The organism is Nocardioides asiaticus (genome assembly GCF_040049175.1).
GTDB classification, from domain to species: domain Bacteria; phylum Actinomycetota; class Actinomycetes; order Propionibacteriales; family Nocardioidaceae; genus Nocardioides; species Nocardioides cheoyonin.
The window spans coordinates 14,754-33,765 of the sequence record NZ_JBDZDM010000006.1 but is presented as its reverse complement, the minus strand read 5'-3'; the positions used below and the strand labels follow the sequence as shown (position 1 = coordinate 33,765).

General features: G+C 72.5%; 16 protein-coding genes. 9 read left to right on the top strand and 7 right to left on the bottom strand.

The genetic code is table 11. The features are described 5' to 3' along the window. Positions 1-27: 27 nt before the first annotated feature. From benA to ABLE53_RS20230, 4 genes are read left to right on the top strand one after another with little or no spacing between them, the layout of a single operon-like run. Positions 28-1,464, top strand: a complete 1,437-nt coding sequence (gene benA / locus ABLE53_RS20245) for a benzoate 1,2-dioxygenase large subunit (protein ID WP_348860958.1) — start codon at positions 28-30, stop codon at positions 1,462-1,464. Further along, complete coding sequence (benB, locus tag ABLE53_RS20240) at positions 1,461-2,006, top strand: benzoate 1,2-dioxygenase small subunit (protein ID WP_348860957.1); 546 nt, start codon at positions 1,461-1,463, stop codon at positions 2,004-2,006. Before benA ends, benB begins: the two co-directional genes overlap by 4 nt. Positions 2,007-2,015: 9 nt before the next feature. Further along, the gene (gene benC / locus ABLE53_RS20235; RefSeq protein WP_348860956.1) at positions 2,016-4,745 is read left to right on the top strand and encodes a benzoate 1,2-dioxygenase electron transfer component BenC; all 2,730 of its coding nucleotides are present in this window, start codon (positions 2,016-2,018) and stop codon (positions 4,743-4,745) included. A gap of 27 nt (positions 4,746-4,772) precedes the next feature. After that, a complete protein-coding gene (locus ABLE53_RS20230; protein WP_348860955.1) occupies positions 4,773-7,478 on the top strand; it encodes a helix-turn-helix transcriptional regulator in 2,706 nt (901 codons plus the stop codon). Between the two features lie 152 nt (positions 7,479-7,630). Here ABLE53_RS20230 and ABLE53_RS20225 read toward each other — a convergent pair whose 3' ends face one another. The 3 genes from ABLE53_RS20225 to ABLE53_RS20215 are packed head-to-tail and all read right to left on the bottom strand — an operon-like array spanning position 7,631 to position 10,326. Continuing rightward, entirely contained in the window at positions 7,631-8,278 is a 648-nt protein-coding gene (locus ABLE53_RS20225) for a CoA transferase subunit B (protein WP_348860954.1), read from the bottom strand. Between the two features lies 1 nt (position 8,279). Beyond that, the gene (locus ABLE53_RS20220) at positions 8,280-9,059 is read right to left on the bottom strand and encodes a CoA transferase subunit A (RefSeq protein ID WP_348860953.1); all 780 of its coding nucleotides are present in this window, start codon (positions 9,057-9,059) and stop codon (positions 8,280-8,282) included. Positions 9,060-9,108: 49 nt separating this feature from the next. After that, positions 9,109-10,326 (bottom strand): acetyl-CoA C-acetyltransferase, encoded by a 1,218-nt coding sequence (locus ABLE53_RS20215; protein ID WP_348860952.1) that lies wholly within the window; start codon positions 10,324-10,326, stop codon positions 9,109-9,111. Positions 10,327-10,406: 80 nt separating this feature from the next. Here ABLE53_RS20215 and ABLE53_RS20210 point away from each other — a divergent pair, with 80 nt between their 5' ends. Both ABLE53_RS20210 and nicT read left to right on the top strand, forming a co-directional pair. Then, on the top strand, positions 10,407-11,321 hold the full coding sequence (locus ABLE53_RS20210; protein WP_348860951.1) for a LysR substrate-binding domain-containing protein: 915 nt from the start codon (positions 10,407-10,409) through the stop codon (positions 11,319-11,321). An 86-nt stretch (positions 11,322-11,407) separates the two neighbouring features. Further along, entirely contained in the window at positions 11,408-12,514 is a 1,107-nt protein-coding gene (nicT, locus tag ABLE53_RS20205) for a Nickel transporter NicT (RefSeq protein ID WP_348860950.1), read from the top strand. A gap of 12 nt (positions 12,515-12,526) precedes the next feature. Here nicT and ABLE53_RS20200 read toward each other — a convergent pair whose 3' ends face one another. Genes ABLE53_RS20200 through ABLE53_RS20185 form a run of 4 tightly spaced genes read right to left on the bottom strand, consistent with a single transcriptional unit; the run spans position 12,527 to position 16,224 of the window. Further along, on the bottom strand, positions 12,527-12,958 hold the full coding sequence (locus tag ABLE53_RS20200; RefSeq protein WP_348860949.1) for a DUF3054 domain-containing protein: 432 nt from the start codon (positions 12,956-12,958) through the stop codon (positions 12,527-12,529). Further along, positions 12,955-13,281, bottom strand: coding sequence for an antibiotic biosynthesis monooxygenase family protein (locus tag ABLE53_RS20195; RefSeq protein ID WP_348860948.1), 327 nt, complete (start codon positions 13,279-13,281; stop codon positions 12,955-12,957). Before ABLE53_RS20195 ends, ABLE53_RS20200 begins: the two co-directional genes overlap by 4 nt. A 41-nt stretch (positions 13,282-13,322) precedes the next feature. After that, the gene (locus ABLE53_RS20190) at positions 13,323-14,483 is read right to left on the bottom strand and encodes an N-acetylglucosamine-6-phosphate deacetylase (RefSeq protein ID WP_348860947.1); all 1,161 of its coding nucleotides are present in this window, start codon (positions 14,481-14,483) and stop codon (positions 13,323-13,325) included. Positions 14,484-14,496: 13 nt separating this feature from the next. Continuing rightward, the gene (locus tag ABLE53_RS20185) at positions 14,497-16,224 is read right to left on the bottom strand and encodes a dolichyl-phosphate-mannose--protein mannosyltransferase (RefSeq protein ID WP_348860946.1); all 1,728 of its coding nucleotides are present in this window, start codon (positions 16,222-16,224) and stop codon (positions 14,497-14,499) included. 33 nt (positions 16,225-16,257) lie between these two features. Between ABLE53_RS20185 and rsmI the strand changes: the two genes are divergently transcribed. From rsmI to ABLE53_RS20170, 3 genes are all read left to right on the top strand, one after another. After that, positions 16,258-17,130 (top strand): 16S rRNA (cytidine(1402)-2'-O)-methyltransferase, encoded by an 873-nt coding sequence (rsmI, locus tag ABLE53_RS20180; RefSeq protein WP_348860945.1) that lies wholly within the window; start codon positions 16,258-16,260, stop codon positions 17,128-17,130. Next, entirely contained in the window at positions 17,127-17,987 is an 861-nt protein-coding gene (locus tag ABLE53_RS20175) for an alpha/beta fold hydrolase (RefSeq protein ID WP_348860944.1), read from the top strand. The genes rsmI and ABLE53_RS20175 overlap by 4 nt, the downstream gene beginning before the upstream one ends. A gap of 79 nt (positions 17,988-18,066) precedes the next feature. Next, on the top strand, positions 18,067-18,894 hold the full coding sequence (locus ABLE53_RS20170) for a TatD family hydrolase (protein ID WP_348860943.1): 828 nt from the start codon (positions 18,067-18,069) through the stop codon (positions 18,892-18,894). Positions 18,895-19,012: the final 118 nt, after the last annotated feature.

Sequence of the window (19,012 nt, the reverse complement as noted above, 5' to 3'; positions counted from 1 at the left end):
AGGGACCCGACCCGCTGGAGGCACACCATGACCACAACCTCGGACCGGCCCACGGCGTACGAAGGGCCCGCCACCGACACCTTCGACCGTCTCGAGGGCGTGCTCGCCGACGCGGTGATCGACGACCGTGAGGCCGGGATCTACCGCGCCAACCGACGGATCTTCACCGACGAGGAGATCTTCGAGCTCGAGATGAGGCACATCTTCGAGGGCAACTGGATCTACCTCGCCCACGAGAGCCAGCTGCCGAGGCCGGGCGACTACTTCACGACCTACATGGGGCGCCAGCCGGTCGTGATCACCCGCGACAAGGACGGCGAGCTCCACCTGCTCATCAACGCGTGCGCCCACCGCGGCGCGATGGTCTGCCGCAAGAAGACCGACAACCGTACGACGCTGACCTGCCCGTTCCACGGCTGGACGTTCCGCAACGACGGGACGCTGCTCAAGGTCAAGGACCCGGAGGGGGCCGGCTACCCGGCGACCTTCGACGTCGACGGCTCCCACAACATGACGAAGGTGGAGCGGTTCGCCAGCTACCGCGGGTTCCTCTTCGGCAGCCTCAACCCCGACGTCGTACCGCTCGAAGAGCACCTCGGCGACACCACCAAGGTCATCGACATGCTCGTCGACCAGTCGCCCGACGGGCTCGAGGTGCTCCGCGGCGCCTCGACGTACACCTACGACGGGAACTGGAAGGTCCAGGCGGAGAACGGCGCCGACGGCTACCACGTGACGGCGACGCACTGGAACTACGCCGCGACGACGTCGCGGAGGAACACGGGCGAGTCGACGAACGCGACGAAGACGCTCGACGCCGGCCAGTGGGGGAAGTCAGGTGGCGGCTACTGGTCGTACCCGAACGGCCACCTGTGCCTGTGGACCTGGGCGGGCAACCCCCAGGACCGGCCGCTGTGGGACCGGATGGAGGAGCTGAAGGAGAAGTACGGCGACGCCAAGGGCGAGTTCATGGTCAAGGGCTCCCGGAACCTGTGCCTCTACCCGAACGTGTACCTGATGGACCAGTTCTCCACCCAGATCAGGCACTTCCGTCCGATCGCGCCGGACAGGACCGAGGTGACCATCTACTGCATCGCCCCGAAGGGCGAGAGCCGGGAGGCGCGGGCCTGGCGGATCCGGCAGTACGAGGACTTCTTCAACGCCTCCGGGATGGCGACGCCGGACGACCTCGAGGAGTTCCGCTCCTGCCAGCTCACCTTCCGGGCCACGAACGCGCCCTGGAACGACATGAGCCGCGGCGCGGAGCACTGGCTCAGCGGCCCGGACCCGGTCGCCGAGGCGCTCGGCATGCACGGCGTCATCTCGGCCGGGGTCAAGAACGAGGACGAGGGGCTCTACCCCGTCCAGCACGGCTACTGGCTGGAGACCATGCGGCAAGGCCGTGGCCGCCGAGGAGTCGGCCTTCGCGGCGCGCCACCGGAACGGGGAGGGGAACTGACATGACCATCGCACACAGCGGCGTCTCGACCGGCTCGACGTCCGGGACCGGCGCGCGGCTGATCACCCAGAACACGATCGAGCAGTTCCTCTACCGCGAGGCGCGCTACCTCGACGACCGCGAGTTCGAGAAGTGGCTCGGCTGCTACGCCGACGACGTCGTCTACTGGATGCCGTCGTGGGACGACACCGACCGGCTCACCGAGGACCCGCAGCAGGAGATCTCACTGATCTACTACCCCAACAAGGGCGGGCTCGAGGACCGGGTCTTCCGGGTCCGCACGGAGCGCTCCTCGGCGACCTCGATCCCGGAGCCGCGGACGTCGCACAACATCTCCAACGTCGAGGTGATCGAGCGGCGCGGCGACCTCGTCGACGTACGGTTCAACTGGCACACGATGTACTTCCGCTACCACACCGTGGACCCCTACTACGGGACGTCGTTCTACACGATCGACTTCTCCGGCGAGCAGCCGCTCATCCGTCGCAAGACGGTGGTGCTGAAGAACGACTACATCCACCACGTGGTGGACGTCTACCACTTCTGAGGTGTCGCCATGACTGCCACCCAGGAGAACGCCCAGGACACGGCCCAGGACACCGCCCAGGGGAGCGCCACGCACTCGGTGGCGCTGTCGTTCGAGGACGGCGTCACCCGCTTCATCACCTGCCGCGAGGACCAGACGGTCGCCGACGCGTCGTACCGCCAGCGGATCAACATCCCGCTCGACTGCCGCGACGGCGCGTGCGGGACGTGCAAGGCGCGGTGCGAGTCGGGCGAGTACGAGCACGGCGTCTACATCGACGACGCGCTCTCGGAGCCCGAGGCGGCGGAGGGGTACGTCCTGCCGTGCCAGCTCCGGCCGCACTCCGACCTGGTCCTGCAGATCGCCAGCACCTCCGAGGTCGCGAAGACCCGCGCGGCGACGTACGACGGCACCGTCGTGGAGCTCGAGCGGGTCTCGCCGACGACGGTGCGGCTCGGGCTCGAGATCCCGAACCGCGGCGAGCTGGCGTTCCTGCCGGGGCAGTACGTCAACATCGCGGTGCCCGACACCGGCGACCCCGGCGTCACCAGGTCGTACTCCTTCAGCAACGCCCCGCACGAGGAGCGGCTCACCTTCCTGATCAAGCTCACCCCGGGCGGTGCGATGTCGGACTGGCTGACCGACCGCGCCCAGACCGGCGACCGGGTCCGCTTCACCGGCCCGAACGGCTCGTTCTTCCTGCGCGAGACCGACCGGCCGGTGCTCCTGATCGCCGGCGGGACCGGGCTCGCGCCGATCCTGGCGATGCTCCGTAAGCTGCGCGCCGACGGCTCCGAGCGGCGCGCCCATCTCGTGTACGGCGTCAGTACCGACGACGACCTGTGCGGGCTCGACGAGCTCGATGAGCTCGCGGCGCAGCTGCCCGGCCTCACCTGGGACCACTGCGTCTCGGACCCGGCCAGCTCGGCCGCCAACAAGGGCTACGTGATGAGCCTGATCCGGCCCGAGCACCTGTACGACGGCGATGTCGCCATCTACCTGTGCGGCCCGCCCCCGATGGTCGAGGCCGTGCGGTCGCACGTCGCGGACGCCGGCATCGAGCCGACCGGGTTCTACTACGAGAAGTTCGCCCTGGCCGTCCCGGGCAAACAGCCACCGCCGGAAGAGGGGGAGCCAACCGGGACGCCGGTCGAGCCCGCGAGCGAAGCGAGCGGTGGCGAGACCAACACGGTCGCCCCGGGCACGACAGCGGCCGAGGACGCGACAGCAGCCGAGGACGCGACAGCAGGCGAGGAGCTGCTCCCTGCTGCCGACGCCCGCCGGATCGCGGGCCAGGAGCTCCTGCCGGCAGCAGAGCTGGGGCCGTGGGACGGTCCGTCGGTCCTGGTGGAGGACGGCGACGCCGTACGCCGGATCACCGGCCAGGAGATGTTCCCGACCGACACCCACGTCGCGCCGGTCGAGGAGGTCTCGGCGCGCACCAGCGTCGGGGCGAGCTCGACCGGCGGTCCGGCGGTGACGCCGGACGGCTACCAGATCGGCGAGGAGCACCCCGACGTCCAGGCGTCGGACGCCATCTTCGAGGCCCGCGAGGCGCTCGAGCTCGGGGCGCTGGAGCTGACCATCGGACGACTGACCTCGCAGCAGCTGACCGGCTACCGGTTGCTCGCCGAGTCGACGGTGCCGTACGTCGACGGCGACCGGTTCACCGACGCTGCCGGCTACACGGAGTCGAACGCCGCGTTCCACGACTACCTGTTCGCCCAGACCGGCAACGAGCACCTGCTGCAGGCCTACCAGGCCCTCGGGGTGAAGGGCCGGATGGAGGACGTGCTGCGGCACGCGACCTGGTGCCATCCGCTCTGCGCCCAGGACCACCTCGACATCGTGGCGGCGTTCGAGACCGGTGACCGGGAGCGTGCCCGCGAGCTGATCGTCGCCCACGCCCACCGGTCGAAGGAGACGATGCGGCGGGCGATGTCGGACCGGCTCGCCTCGAAGCGGCCCCGGTTCGTGACGCCCGGGAGGTTCGACGGCAAGGTCGTGGTCGTCACCGGATCGGCCCAGGGGATCGGTGCCCAGGTGGCCCGGCGGGTCAGCGCCGAGGGCGGAGCGCTCGTCGTCGCCGACCGGTCCGAGCTGGTCAAGGAGCTCGCCGACGAGCTGACGGCCGAAGGCCCGGACGCGCTGGCCGTGACAGCCGACCTCGAGCACTACGACGGCGCCGCGGCGATGGTGCAGCAGGCGCTGGCGCAGTTCGGCCGGATCGACGTCCTCGTCAACAACGTCGGCGGCGCGATCAACTTCAAGCCGTTCACCGAGTTCACCGACGCCGAGATCCGGGCCGAGGTGGACCGGTCGCTCATGACGACGCTCTACGCCTGCCGAGCGGTCCTGCCGGGGATGGTCGAGCGGGGACACGGCGTCATCGTCAACGTCTCCTCCGCGGCGACGCGCGGCATCCACCGGATCCCCTACTCCGCGGCCAAGGGCGGCATCAACGCGATCACCGCCTCCCTCGCGATGGAGTACGCCGACTCCGGGGTCCGCGTGGTCGCGACGGCCCCGGGCGGCACCGAGGCGCCGCCGCGGAGGGTCTCGCGGGGGACCCCGGAGCCGCGGAGCGAGTCGGAGAGGGCATGGTTCCAGGCGCACATCGACCAGACCATCGACTCCTCGCTGATGCACCGCTACGGCACGCTCGACGAGCAGGCGGCGGCGATCTGCTTCCTCGCCAGCGACGAGGCGTCGTACATCACCGGAACGGTCCTGCCGGTCGCAGGCGGCGACCTCGGGTGAGTGGGCGGGCCGCACTAGGGTGTGGTCGTGCTCACAGCGAGGCCGGTGCTCGTCGGACGGGACGCCGAGCTCGGCGAGCTCCGGGAGGTGCTGGCCGGGATCGGCGTCAGCGGCGCCCGGCTGGTGCTGCTGACCGGTCCCGCCGGACGGGGCAAGAGCGCGCTGGCCGAGCAGCTCGCGGCCGAGCAGCTTTCGGCGGAGCAGCTTTCGGCGGAGCCGGTGCGGGTGCTGCGGGCGCGGGCGGTGCCCTGGGAGCAGGAGTACGCCGGCGGAGTGCTGCGCCAGCTGCTGCAGACCGACGTCCCGGACGACCCCGTCGCGGCGGCCGAGCAGCTGCGCGAGGCAGTGACCGGGCCGACCCTCGCGGTGGTCGACGACGCCGGCGCCGGGGACGCATGCTCGCTGCAGACCTTGTCCACGGTCGTGCGTCACCACCGGTCGCTCCCGCTGCTGGTGCTGCTCGTGGCGCGGTCGGCCGACGGCGTACTCGCGTCGCTGGGGGGCGAGGAGCTCCGCCTCGGCCCGGTGGCGCCCGCCGACGTCGCCGAGCTGGCGGCGGCGCGCGGCCGTGCGCTGCACCCCGCGATGGCCGAGGCGCTCTGGCGGCACACGCAGGGCAACCCGGGCGACGCGGCGGCGCTGCTGGAGGAGCTGCCGGCCTCGCGGTGGGCACGGTACGACCCGGACCTCCCCGCGCCGGCGCACGTCGCGGCGGACGTCGGTGGCCGGCTGGCCGGCTGCGGCGGGGCCGCGCGGGCCCTGGTCGCGGCCGTCGCGGTGCTCGCCGAGCCCACCGAGCCGGGGGAACACGGTGCCGGACCGCCCGTCGCACTCGCCGAGGCGGCCGCCCTGGCCGACCTGTCCGACCCGCTGCCGGCGCTCGACGAGGCCGTCCGCGCGGAGCTGCTCACCCCCGATCTGCAGCAGCCGGCCCCGATGGTCCGGTCAGCGGTCCTGGCCCACCTCGGCGAGCAGGTCTCGGCCGACCTGCACCGGCGGGCCGCCGACGTCGTCGCCGATCCGGCCCGCCGTCTCGGCCACCTGGTCGCCGCAGCTCCGACCGTCGACGACGCGTTGGCCGACGACGTCGACCGGCTCGCCCGCCAGCGGGCGGACGCGGGAGCCTGGGGCGTCGCCGCCGGACTGTGGCGGCAGGCCGGCCGTCTCACCAGCGACCCGCTGCTGCGCGACGAGCGGCTCACCCGCAGCGTCGACGCGCAGGTGGCCGCCGGCGACGCGCTGGGCGCGAGCGCGCTCGTGCCCGTGATCGAGTCGCTTCGCGAGACGCCGCTCCGTGACGCCGTACTCGCCTATCTCGCCGTCCTCCGCGGCCGGGCGGCCGAGGCGGGCTCGCGACTGCGCCGGGCCTGGGACATCGTCAACGTCGACCGGGATCCCGCCACCGCCGGCCTCATCGCGCAGCGACACGTGCTCCATGCCCTCGCCCGGTGCCAAGGCCCGGAGCTCGTCCGGTGGGCCGACCGGGCGATCGCGCTGGCCGGCGCGGACTCGCCGGCCGGACTGGAGGCCGCTGCGATCCGCGGTCTCGGCGTCGCCGCCGCGGGCGACCCCGACGCGGCGCTGGCGTCGTACGCCGAGCTGGCCGAGCGCGTCCCGCACGGCGCCCAGGCGCAACGGGTCGCGATGGGGATGGGCTGGCTGGAGCTCGCGGTCGACCGGGTCGAGGACGCCCGCGTGCGTCTCGAGAGCGCGCTGTCGACCGAGCTCGGCGGCTCGACCCGGATCGCGCTGTGGTCAGCCGCGTGGCTGGCGCGCGCCCACGTCGTCACCGGCGACTGGGACCAGGCGCTGCGGGTGGTGGAGCGCGGCCGCGAACTGGCGCGTACGTCGGGGATGACGCTCATCATCCCGCTCCTCGAGTGGACCGCCGCACAGGTGAGTGCGCTGCGCGGTGAGTGGCAGCAGGCCGAGGAGTCGGTGCGGGTCGCCGAGTCGCTGGCACTGGGCTATGAGGTGATGCAGGTGCCGTGCCAGCTCGCCCGCGCCCAGGTCGCGGAGGCGCGCAGCGACTACGCCGGCGTACTCCAGGCCCTCGAGCCGCTGACCCGCGTTCCGGCCGGCACCAGCCTGGACGAGCCCGGCTTCTGGCCGTGGGTGGACGTCCTGGCCAACGCGCTCGTCGTCGAGGGCAGGTACGACGCCGCCGATGCGCTGCTCACCGGGCACGAGGCGCGGGCGCGGGAGCGCGGCCACCGCTCGTCGCTGGTCCGGCTCGGCTACGCCCGCGGGCGTCTCCAAGGTGCGACCGGCGACCTCGCAGCGGCACGGGCGTCGTTCGAGGAGTCACTGCGGCTGCTCGAGGCGATGCCGCTGCGCTACGACCTCGCCCGGGTGCGGTTCGCCTTCGGGCAGACGCTGCGTCGGGCGGGCAAACGCCGCGAGGCCGACCGGATGCTCTCGCTCGCGCGCGACGTCTACCTCGCCCTCGGCGCCCGCACGTACGTCGAGCGCTGCGACCGCGAGCTCAAGGCCGGCGGCGTCCACGCCGTACGCGGCGACCGCGGGCCCGACGACCTCACCCCGCAGGAGGAGTCCGTCGCCGACCTCGTCGCCACTGGGCTCTCCAACCGCGAGGTCGCCGCCCGATTGTTCGTGTCGCCGAAGACCGTGCAGTACCACCTCACCCGGATCTACGCGAAGCTCGGCGTCCGCACCCGCGCCGAGCTGGCCGCGATGCATCCCACGCTGCCCGGGCCTCGGCGGGGGGCTTAGGGTCCGGGCCGCCGCTCTTGGTTCCCCGGCTGCCGGTGTGGTTTCCCCGGCTGGCAGGGGAAATCCGACCTTGTGGGGTGTTCAGACACCCCACAACATCGGGATTACCCGGCCGGCCGGGGAAACCTGAAACGGCCGGCCACCGCCGCCCCTCAGGCCACGACAGCCGTCTTGTCGACGACCGGCGCACCGGTGGCGGCGGCGACGTCGTCGTACGACACCCCCGGGGCGAGCTCGACGAGGTCGAAGTGGGTGCCGGTGACGTCGAGGACGCACAGGTCGGTGATGACCCGCTTGACGATGCCGCTGCCGGTGAGCGGGAGGCTGCACTCGGTGAGCAGCTTGGGCTCGCCCTTCTTCGTGACGTGCTCCATGAGCACGATGACCCGGCCGGCGCCGCTGACGAGGTCCATCGCACCGCCCATGCCCTTGACCATGGCGCCGGGGATCATCCAGTTGGCGATGTCGCCGTTGATGGCGACCTGCATCGCGCCGAGGACGGCGACGTCGATGTGGCCGCCGCGGATCATGGCGAAGGAGGTGGCCGAGTCGAAGTACGACGCTCCGGGGAGCACCGTCACGGTCTGCTTGCCGGCGTTGATGAGATCGGGGTCGACCTCGTCGTCGTACGGGAAGGGGCCGACGCCGAGGATGCCGTTCTCGGCGTGGAGCACGACCGTGGACGTCTCCGGCAGGTAGTCGGGGATGAGCGTCGGCAGGCCGATGCCGAGGTTGACGTAGTCGCCGTCGTTCAGCTCCTGCGCCGCGCGGGCGGCCATCTCGTCACGGGACCAGCTCATGTCAGTTCTCCTCGCTCGGGCGCTGGCGGGTGGTGCGCTTCTCGATGTCCTTGCGGGCAGCCTGCTCGGGGGTGAGCTCGAGGATCCGCTGGACGAAGATGCCGGGCAGATGGATCTCGTCGGGGCCGAGCTCGCCGACCTCGACGACCTTCTCCGCCTCGACGATCGTGATGCGGCCGGACATCGCGGCGGGCGGGTTGAAGTTGCGCGCGGCGGCGTGGAAGACGGCGTTGCCGGCCCGGTCGACGACCGCGGCGCGGACGAGCGCGTAGTCGGTGACGATGCCCTCCTCGAGCACCATCTTCTTGCCCTGGAACTCCCGCACCTCCTTCGGCGGCGAGGTCAGCGCGACGCTGCCGTCGGAGTTGTAGCGCCACGGCATGCCGCCCTCGGAGACGAGCGTGCCGACGCCGGTCGGGGTGTAGAACGCGCCGATCCCGCTGCCGCCTGCCCGCAGCCGCTCGGCGAGCGTGCCCTGCGGGGTGAGCTCGACGGTGAGCTCGCCGGCAAGGTACTGCCGCGCGAACTCCTTGTTCTCCCCGACGTACGACGCGATGACGCGGGTGATCTTGTGGGCCTCGAGCAGGAGCCCGAGGCCGGCCCCGTCGACGCCGCAGTTGTTGGAGGCGACGGTGAGGTCCGAGGCGCCCTGCTCGAGCAGCGCGTCGATGAGGAACCACGGGATGCCGGCGAGGCCGAAGCCGCCCACGGCGAGGCTCGCTCCGTCGGGGATGTCGGCGACCGCCTCAGCGGCGGAGCCGACCACCTTGTCCAGGGTCATGGATGCTCCAGATCTTCGATGGGGTGGGGTACGACGGGGTACGTCGGGCTCAGCGGACGGTCTCGAACACGGCGGCGATGCCCTGCCCACCGCCGATGCAGATCGTCTCCAGAACGTAGCGGGCCTCGCGGCGCTGCGCCTCGCGGGCGGCGGTGGCGAGGATCCGGGCGCCGGTGGCGCCGATCGGGTGGCCGAGGGAGATTCCGGAGCCGTTGGGGTTGAGCCGCTCGTCGGTCGGGTCGATCTTCCACTCGCGCAGGACGGCGAGCACCTGGGCGGCGAAGGCCTCGTTGATCTCGATCAGGTCGATCTCGTCGAGCGAGGTGAGCCCGGCGCGCTCGAGTGCGGCGGCGGTCGCGGAGACCGGCCCGATGCCCATGTACTCGGGCTCGACGCCGGTGACCGCCCACGACTTCAGGGCGAGCAGCGGGGTGAGCCCGCGCCTCTCGGCCTCTTCGCGGGTGGTGACGACGCACATCGCGGCGCCGTCGTTCTGGCCGGAGGCGTTGCCCGCGGTCACGGTCGACTCGGGGTCGACCTTGAGGCGGATCGGGCGGAGCTTGCCGAGCGTCTCCATCGACGTGTCGGCGCGCGGGTGCTCGTCGCGGTCGACGACGGTGTCGGGCTTGCCGCGCCGGCCGGGGATCGTGACCGGTACCAGCTCGTCGGCGAACCTGCCGGCCTCGTGGGCGGCGACCGCGCGCTGGTTGGAGCGGACGGCCATCTCGTCCTGCTCCTCGCGGCTGATGCCGTAGCGGCGGCGGAGGTTCTCGGCGGTCTCGATCATGCCGCCCGGGATCGGGTGGTCCTTGCCGCCCGCGGTCTCGCGGGCGCGGTCGAGGCGGTCGGCGAGGTCGATCCCGCCCTGCTTGACGCCGCCGCGGAGCCCGAGGGCGTAGTGCTCGACGTTCGACATCGACTCGGCCCCGCCGGCCACGACGAGCTTCGCCGCCCCGGTGGCGACCTGGCCGGCGGCGTACATCACCGCCTGCAGGCCGGAGCCGCAGCGTCGGTCGATCTGGAGGCCGGGAACGCCGGTGCCCAACCCGGCGTCGAGCGCCGCGATCCGGCCGATCGACGGGTTCTCGCCGCTGGCATAGCCGTTGCCGAGCACGACGTCATCGACGTCGCCCTCGCCGAGCCCGGTGCGGGCGACCAGCTCCTTCAGCACGGTGGTGGCCAGGTCGGTGGCGCTGAGCGGGGCGAGGGCCCCGAGGAAGCGGCCGACAGGGGTGCGGATCGGTTCGCAGATCACGACATCGCTCATGTGACCGACGCTACGTCGCCCCACTGAGTCGGGGGAAGTATCCATTTCCACCTGATTGAGACATATGGAATATTGATGGCATGGAACTGCGACATCTGCGCTACTTCCGGGCCGTCGCCGAGGAGCTCCACTTCGGCCGCGCCGCCGAGCGGCTGCACATCGCCCAGCCGCCGCTCTCCCAGCAGATCCGTGCCCTCGAGGCCGAGCTCGGCGTCGAGCTGCTGCGCCGCTCCACCCGCCGGGTCGAGCTCACCCCGGCCGGCGCCGTCTTCCTCGAGCGGACGCGGGAGATCCTCGCCTCGGTCGACGCCGCCGAGGACGAGGCCCGGCGGATCGACAGCGGGGTCGCGGGGCATCTCGCGCTCGGCTGCGTCGGCTCGGCGACGTACTCCCTCATGCCGCTGCTGGCCCGCAGCCTGCGCGAGGAGCTGCCGGGCGTCGAGGTGGAGTTCCGCGGTGAGATGCTCGGCCCCGACCTGGTCTCGGCGCTAGTCGCCGGCGACGTGGACCTGGCGCTGCTGCGCGGCCCGGTGCGTGACCCGGAGGTGGAGACGAGACCCGTACGCCGGGACCGGCTCATCGTGGTGCTGCCCGAGGGTCACCCGCTCGCTGCGCGCAAGCGGCTCCGGATGGCCGACCTCGAGGGGGAGGACCTGGTGACGCACGCCGGTCACGGGCGGTCGGCGATGTACGACCTCGTCGTACGCCTCGCCCACGACGCGGGTTTCGACCCGCGGGTGCGGCACGAGGTCGCGGAGACCTCGACGCTGGTGACCTTCGTCGCCGCCGGGCTCGGGGTGGCGGTCGCGCCCGAGCCGGTCGCGGCGCTCGGGATCGCCGGGGCGACGTACCGACCCCTCGTGCCGGCCAGCCTCGGGATCGACCTCCTCGTCGGCACGCGGGCCGGCGACGAGTCGCCGCGGATCGCACGCGCCCTGCGGACGCTCGAGCGCGTCGTCGCCACCGAGCCATCCACGGAGCCAGCCACGGACTGAGACGGCGCCCGCCCCGCTGTCGCCCCACTCGCGTTATTGCGATAAGTTCGCAACAGCGTCGATCAATCGAGTCGAAGGGAACGCGAGTGAGCCACCTGCGGGAGTTCCGGGCCAGCCTGGGGGCCGCCGACAAGCGGTCGCTGGCGATGATGGCGACGGTCGTGGTCGCGCTCCACGTGGTCGGCTTCGGCGTGCTGTTCGGGCTGGTGGCGCCGCAGCACTTCCACCTCGGCGGCGACCACCCGGTCTTCACCGTCGGGGTCGGCGTCCTCGCCTACACCTTCGGACTGCGGCACGCCTTCGACGCCGACCACATCGCGGCCGTCGACAACACCACCCGCAAGCTGCTCCAGGACGCCCAGACCAGCGGCAACGGGCGCAAGCCGCTGACCGTCGGCTTCTGGTTCTCGCTCGGCCACTCCACCATCGTCTTCGCGCTGGCGTTCCTGCTCTCGATCGGGGTCAAGGCGCTCGTCGGCTCCGTCGAGCACGAGGACTCCACCCTCCACACCCTCACCGGGATGATCGGCCCGACCGTGTCCGGGGTCTTCCTCTGGATGCTCGGCATCCTCAACCTGGTAGCGCTGCTCGGGATCCTGCGGGTCTTCGCCAGGATGCGGCAGGGCGAGTACGACGAGGCGGAGCTCGAGCGGCAGCTCGACAGCCGGGGCTTCATGAACCGGTTCCTCGGCGGCCTCACGAAGTCGGTGCGCAAGCCGTGGCACATCTACCCGATCGGCGTGCTCTTCGGGCTCGGCTTCGACACCGCCACCGAGGTCGGCCTGCTCGTCCTGGCGGGCGGCGCGGCGGCGTTCAACCTGCCGTTCTACTCGATCCTCGTGCTTCCGATCCTCTTCGCCGCCGCCATGTCGCTGATGGACTCGGTCGACGGCGTCTTCATGAACTACGCCTACGGCTGGGCCTTCGCCAAGCCGGTCCGCAAGGTCTTCTACAACCTCACGATCACCTCGATCTCGGTCGCCGTCGCCCTCGTGATCGGCACCATCGAGCTCGCCGGCGTCATCGCCGACCGGCTCTCCATCACCCACGGTCCGCTGGCCGCGATCGCGTCCATCCCCCTCGACTACGCCGGGTACGCCATCGTGGGCCTCTTCGTCGTCGCCTGGCTCCTCGCCCTCGCGGTCTGGCGCTACGGCCGCATCGAGGAGCGCTGGACGGCGGACCTGTCGTAGCGTGCGCGGGGATCAGCGGCGGTAGCGCAGCTTGCCGGCGACGAAGCCACGCCAGCCGAGCATGGTGATGGCGAGGAAGAGCAGCGTGACCACGGGGAAGCCGCCGGAGATGCCGTAGCCCGTGGCGACGCGGAGCAGCAGCCCGAGGACGTACGACGAGGCGAGGACCGCCACACCGGCCGGCCAGACCCGGCGGCCCGACCAGCCGCGCCAGACCAGGACCGCCCAGCCGACGGCCAGCCCGACCAGGAACGGCCACGCGATCCGCAGCGTGACCAGCTGCGAGGAGTCCGCCTCGTGCGACTGGTGGCCGCCGAGCGAGAACAGCAAGACGCACACGACGTCGCCGAGGAGGCAGAGCCCGGCGTACGCCGGCCGGAGCCCGGCGAGGGTGGTCCCCGGGCCGGACCGCTGCGGCGCCCGCTGATCCACCGGCGTACTCACTCCGCGGCCTTCGGCTTCACGTCGAGGACGACCTCGAACTCCAGCAGCTCGGCCCCGGTCGACACGGGGCGGCGCGGCTCCTCGCCGGGCTCGGATGCGTGGGCCGGACCGGCGCCGCCCTCGCGCCAGGCCTGGAACGACTCCTCGTCCTCCCAGTGGGTGACGACGAAGTAGCGGCCGCCCTCGTGGGTGGGGCGCAGGAGCTGGAAGCCGAGGAAGCCCGGCGACCCCTCGACCGCGCCGGCGCGGGCCGCGAACCGCTTCTCGAGCTCCTCCCCGGCGCCGGCGGGGACTGACAGGGCGTTGATCTTCACGACCGACATGCCCCGATCCTCCCACCCCGACCGAGCGCGCGACGAAGCGGTCAGGCGCCGACCCGCTCGTCGACCCACCGACCTGCCCGCAGCACGCGCAGCGGCCGGAGGTCGGCGCCGGCGACCACCAGGTCGGCGCGCAGCCCGGGCGCGAGCGCGCCGACGTCCGAGAGGCCGACGACGGCGGCGGGCCGCGTCGCGGCGGCGCGGACCAGCCGGACGAGCGGGAGGCCGGCGGCCGCGTGGCGGCGTACCTGGTCCAGGAGGCGCGAGGTCCCGCCGGCGATCGCGCCGCCGCCCGCGATCCGGGCGACCCCGCCGCGCACCTCGACCCGCTGCGGCCCGAGCTCGTACTCCCCGTCCGCCATCCCGGCCGCCGCCATCGCGTCGGTGACCAGCACCGACTGCTCGCCGGCGATGTCGAGGACGGCGCGGACGGTCTCGTCGTCGAGGTGTACGCCGTCGGCGACCAGTTCCACGGAGGTGAGCCCGCCAGCGGCGGCCGCCAGTGCGGCCATCGCGGGGCCGGGGGAGCGGTGGTGGACGGCCGGCATGCCGTTGAAGAGGTGGGTGACGAGGGGCGCTCGGCCCGCGGCGAGGAAGGCGCGCGCGGTCGCCGCGTCGGCGGCGGTGTGGCCGAGCGCGGCGACGACCCCCGAGGCCGCGAGCACCTCGGCGACCGCTTCGGCGCCCGGCAGCTCGGCGGCGATCGTCATCACGCGCACGTGGCCCCGTCCGGCCGCGACCAGCTCGGCGGCGAGTGCGGGATCGGGCGGGAGGAGATAGGCGGCGTCCTGCGCCCCGCGGCACGCCTCGGCGAGGAACGGTCCCTCGACGTGGATGCCGGCGAGCAGCCCGGCGTCGACGGCGTCCGCGAGGGTCGCGACGACCCGGAGCATCCGCGCGGGCGCGTCGGTCACGGCGCTGGCGAGCACGGAGGTCGTGCCGTGGGCGAGGTGGTGGGCCGCCGCGACCGCGACCTGCTCGGGGTCGGCGGCGGTGAACGACGCGCCCCCGCCGCCGTGGTTGTGGACGTCGACGAGCCCGGGCAGCAGCCAGTCGCCGGTCGGGGCGGGGTCGGCCGGGCTCGGCGTACGAACCGCCACGATCCGGTCGCCGGCGACCTCGACGACGCCGTCCTCGAGCACCGCGTCCGGCGCGACGACGCGCCCCCGCAGCACGGTGGCCGACGCGCCGTCGTCAACAGTCACAAGGTCAAGACTCTCAGATCCACCGCTTGAACCAGATCCGGTCCAGCCACTCGGAGTGGGTGAGCAGCTGGTCGGTGTAGATCGGCCAGAACCAGGCGAAGTTCGCGATCACGAGGACGACGAAGGCGCCGGAGACGACCACGCCGACCGTACGCCGCCGGGAGGAGTCCCGGCCGGACCCGATCAGCTTGCCGATCACCAGCGTGCACGCGAGCACGAGGAACGGCAGCGTCACGATCGTGTAGTAGGAGAAGATCGGCCGGTCGGCGTACATCAGCCACGGCAGCCACGACGACGCGATCCCGACCACGGCGACGCCGAACCGCCAGTCCCGCGCCAGGATCCAGTAGAAGAGCGCGGCGATCGCCGCGAGGCACGACCCCCACCACAGCAGCGGGGTGCCGAGCAGGATGACCTGGCGCAGACAGGTCGAGCCGGTCGGCGCGTCGCAGCTGTCGGTGCCGGGCTTGATCCCGGTGTCCGCGGCCACCCCGACCGGTCGGTTGAGCAGCAGCCAGCCCGAGGGCTGCGACTCGTAGGTGTGCGTCGCGCAGTTCAGGAAGTGGGTGTGGAAGGTGTAGACGTCGCGGTGGTAGTACCAGAGCGTCCGCAGCGACTGCCACACCTCGCCGAGGCCGTGGGCGTCCGGCTCGGTCGCCGTCGGCCAGCGCTTCTTCGTGTCCAGGTGGTCGGCGACGTACGACGTGCCGTCGCAGTGCCCGTGGCCGGTGTACTGGGTGTACTGCGTCGAGGAGAGCGACTTCTCGTACACGTCCGCGTGCACCATCCACGGCGTCCAGGTCGCGACGTAGACCACCACCGCCACGACGACGAGGTGCAGGAACGCCACCGGCCCGTCGACCAGCAGCGCCTTCGCCCACGCCCGCCGTACGCCGAAGGAGCGCCGCATCCCGATGCACCATGCGGCGTACAGCAGGCCGAAGGCCGCGAGGACGTACGCCGCCTGCCACTTGGTGCCGATCGCCAGCCCCCAGGTGACCCCGGCCGCGAGCAGCCACGGCCGGAAGAGCAGCCTGCGCACCGGCCCCCACCGCGGAGGTCCGTCGACCGACGACACCGCCCGCGCCGTACGCCGCCGGCACCAGTCCCGGTCGGCCACCATGAAGTGCGCGGCGAGCAGGGTGAAGAAGGCGACGAAGATGTCGAGCAGTGCCAGCCGGGAGAGCACGAACTCGAGCCCGTCGAAGCAGAGGAGTACGCCGGCGACCAGCCCCAGCAGGGTCGAGCGGGTGATCCGACGGGCGAAGCGGATCATCACCAGCACCATCAGCGACCCGACGACGCACGCGGCGATCCGCCACCCGAACGGGTCCATCCCGAAGAGCTTCTCCCCGGCCGCGATCAGCCACTTGCCGACATCGGGGTGGACGATCATCTCCGGGCTCTTCAGCCACTGGCCGTCGACGACGCCGGCGAGGATGTGGCGGTCGGCGTCGGCGTCGTAGTTGCGCGCGTAGCCGAAGTGGAGCATCGACCAGGCGTCCTTGGCGTAGTACGTCTCGTCGAACTCGAACGCCTTCGGCGTCTTCAGGTGCCAGACCCGCAGCACGAAGGCGAGCAGCGTCACGGCGAGCGTCCCGACCCAGCCGAGCACCGGGTCGTCGCGCAGCCGCCGGTCGGCGCGGCGCCAGGCCGACGGCACCGCGCGGCCCAGCGCGGTGCGCGACAGGCCGACCGTGCGCTCCCGCTCCTGCGCTCGATCCTTGGTCACCGTCGCCACGCGCGCACTCTACGGGCTGACACAATCGGCTCCGTGAGCACCGAGCAGCCCGGGCCGGCCGGCGTCCTCGTCCTCGCCGCCACCCCGATCGGCCAGGTGGACGACGCGCCGCCACGGCTCGCCGAGGAGCTGGCGAAGGCCGACGTCGTCGCCGCCGAGGACACCCGCCGGCTCAAGCGGCTGACGACCGAGCTCGGCGTGTCGGTCTCCGGGCGGGTCGTGTCGTACTTCGAGGGCAACGAGCAGGCCCGCACGCCGGCGCTGCTCGACGAGCTGCTCGGCGGCAGCAGGGTCGTACTGGTCACCGACGCGGGGATGCCGAGCGTGTCCGACCCGGGCTACCGCCTCGTCGCAGCGGCGGTGGAGCACGACGTCCACGTCACTGCCGTGCCGGGCCCGAGCGCCGTCCTCACCGCGCTCGCGGTCAGCGGGCTGCCGGTCGACCGGTTCTGCTTCGAGGGCTTCCTGCCGCGCAAGGCCGGCGAGCGGTCGCGCCGGCTCGCGGCGCTCGCGCGCGAGGAGCGGACGATGGTCTTCTTCGAGGCCCCGCACCGCACCGAGGCGGCGCTGACCGCGATGCGCGACGCCTTCGGCGAGGGCCGCGCGGCGGCGGTGTGCCGGGAGCTGACCAAGACCCACGAGGAGGTACGCCGGGGTCTGCTCGGCGACCTCGTCGCCTGGGCCGCAGACGGCGTACGCGGCGAGGTGACGATCGTCGTCTCCGGGACGACGCCGGTGGCCGCGATCGACGCCGACCCGGCCAGCCTGCGGGCCGCGGTCGCCGAGCTGGAGCAGGACGGCACGAGCCGCAAGGAGGCGATCGTGGAGGTGGCGAAGGTGGCAGGGGTACCCAAGCGCGAGGTGTACGACGCTGTGCACAAGCCGATCGAAGGAGGCAGGGGATGAGCGAGCTGGTGCCGGAGCGCGTCACGACCTACACCCACGAGGGGCTGCTCTTCGACGTGATCGACGAGGGCCCGCTGGACGCGGCTCCCGACAAGACGGTCGTGCTGCTGCACGGCTTCCCCGAGCGGGCGACGTCCTGGCGGAAGGTGGCGCCGCTGCTCCACGAGCACGGCGTGCGCACCCTCGCGCCCGACCAGCGCGGCTACTCGCCGCACGCCCGGCCCGGCCGCCGGCACGACTACGTGACTCCCAAGCTCGCCGGCGACGTGATCGCGCTGATCGAGGCGGTCGGCGGGCCCGTCCACCTCGTCGGCCACGACTGGGGTGCCGCGGTCGGCTGGTTCGTCGCCGCCCACCGCCCCGATCTGGTCACGACCTGGACGGCGTTCTCCGTGCCGCACCCGGCGGCGTACGCCAGCGCGCTCCTCGGCCCGCAGGGCCCGAAGTCGTGGTACATGGCCGCCTTCAACATCCCCGGCCTCCCGGAGAGGCTCGCCGCCCAGCCCGGCGGCCTCGTCGACCGGATGCTGCGCTCCTCGGGGATGACCGAGGAGGAGCTGGCCCGCTACCGCCAGGAGATCGTCGACGACGGCGCCCTGCCCGGTGCGCTGATGTGGTACCGCGCCCTGCCGCTCACCATCCGCGGCATGGGCAGCGCCGCGCCGGTCGAGGTGCCGACGACGATGGTGTGGAGCGACCGTGACACGGCCATCGACCGGCTCGGCGTCGAGCGCACCGCGCGGCACGTCAGAGGCCCGTACGAGTACGTCGAGCTGACCGGCGTCAGCCACTGGATCCCGACCCAGGCCCCCGAGGCCGCGGCCGAGGCGATCCTCAACCGGATCGGAGGCGCATGAGCGAGCGCCAGCGAGCGACCGTCAGATCTCTCAGGCCGCCGCGTCCGTATTCTCTCTGTCCTTCCACGGAGGCGGCGGCGTGAGCCGGGAGGAGTACCCGCCCGTCCCCGAGCCGCTGCCGGCGTCGGTCGTCGACAACCACTGCCACCTCGACCTGGGCCGGTCGGCCGCGGCGCTGCCCGTCGAGGAGGCGCTGGCCCGCGCGTCCTCCGTGGGCGTCGCCCGGATCGTGCAGATCGGCTGCGACCTCCCCGGCGCGCGCTGGGCGGTGGAGACCGCGGCGGCGTACGACGCGATCGTCGCGGGCGTCGCGCTCCACCCGAACGACGCACCGCTCCACGACGACCTCGAGGAGGCGCTCGCCGAGATCGAGGACCTCGCCGGCCACGAGCGGGTGCGCGCGGTCGGCGAGACCGGGCTGGACTTCTTCCGCACCGGCGAGGAGGGCCGCGAGACGCAGGCGTACTCGTTCCGCCGCCACATCGAGCTCGCCAAGCGGCTCGACAAGACCCTCGTCATCCACGACCGGGACGCCCACGAGGCGGTGCTCGAGGTGATCGACCAGGTCGGGCCGCCCGAGCGCTGGGTCATGCACTGCTTCTCCGGCGACGCCGACTTCGCGAAGGCGTGCCTGGACCGTGGCGCCTACCTCTCCTTCGCCGGCACCGTCACGTTCAAGAACGCCGAGCCGCTGCGCGACGCGCTCCGCGTCGTGCCGCAGGATCGCGTCCTGGTCGAGACCGACGCGCCGTACCTCACCCCCATGCCGCACCGCGGCGCCCCCAACGCCTCCTACCTGGTCCCGCTGACGATGCGGCTCATGGCCGACGTACGCCGCGAGGACCTCGGGGAGCTCTGCCACGCCGTCGACGCCAACACCGACGCCGCCTTCGGCGGAGCCTGGTAGGCCAACTCGGCCAGATGCCCGCAACGGCGACGCCAGGCGGTCGAGATCACAAGCGTGACGACCAGCCCCTGCTGGGGTGTGCCAACGGCGGACCTCACCAGAATCCTGAACGTTTGTA

Bases quoted from the DNA above. Each gene is read 5' to 3' on its own strand.
- ABLE53_RS20220 (WP_348860953.1), bottom strand. From the start codon at position 9,059: ATGACCCTGGACAAGGTGGTCGGCTCCGCCGCTGAGGCGGTCGCCGAC.
- ABLE53_RS20225 (WP_348860954.1), bottom strand. From the start codon at position 8,278: ATGAGCTGGTCCCGTGACGAGATGGCCGCCCGCGCGGCGCAGGAGCTG.
- ABLE53_RS20215 (WP_348860952.1), bottom strand. From the start codon at position 10,326: ATGAGCGATGTCGTGATCTGCGAACCGATCCGCACCCCTGTCGGCCGC.
- ABLE53_RS20175 (WP_348860944.1), top strand. From the start codon at position 17,127: ATGAGCGAGCTGGTGCCGGAGCGCGTCACGACCTACACCCACGAGGGG.
- benA (WP_348860958.1), top strand. From the start codon at position 28: ATGACCACAACCTCGGACCGGCCCACGGCGTACGAAGGGCCCGCCACC.
- benC (WP_348860956.1), top strand. From the start codon at position 2,016: ATGACTGCCACCCAGGAGAACGCCCAGGACACGGCCCAGGACACCGCC.
- benB (WP_348860957.1), top strand. From the start codon at position 1,461: ATGACCATCGCACACAGCGGCGTCTCGACCGGCTCGACGTCCGGGACC.
- ABLE53_RS20195 (WP_348860948.1), bottom strand. From the start codon at position 13,281: ATGTCGGTCGTGAAGATCAACGCCCTGTCAGTCCCCGCCGGCGCCGGG.
- ABLE53_RS20210 (WP_348860951.1), top strand. From the start codon at position 10,407: ATGGAACTGCGACATCTGCGCTACTTCCGGGCCGTCGCCGAGGAGCTC.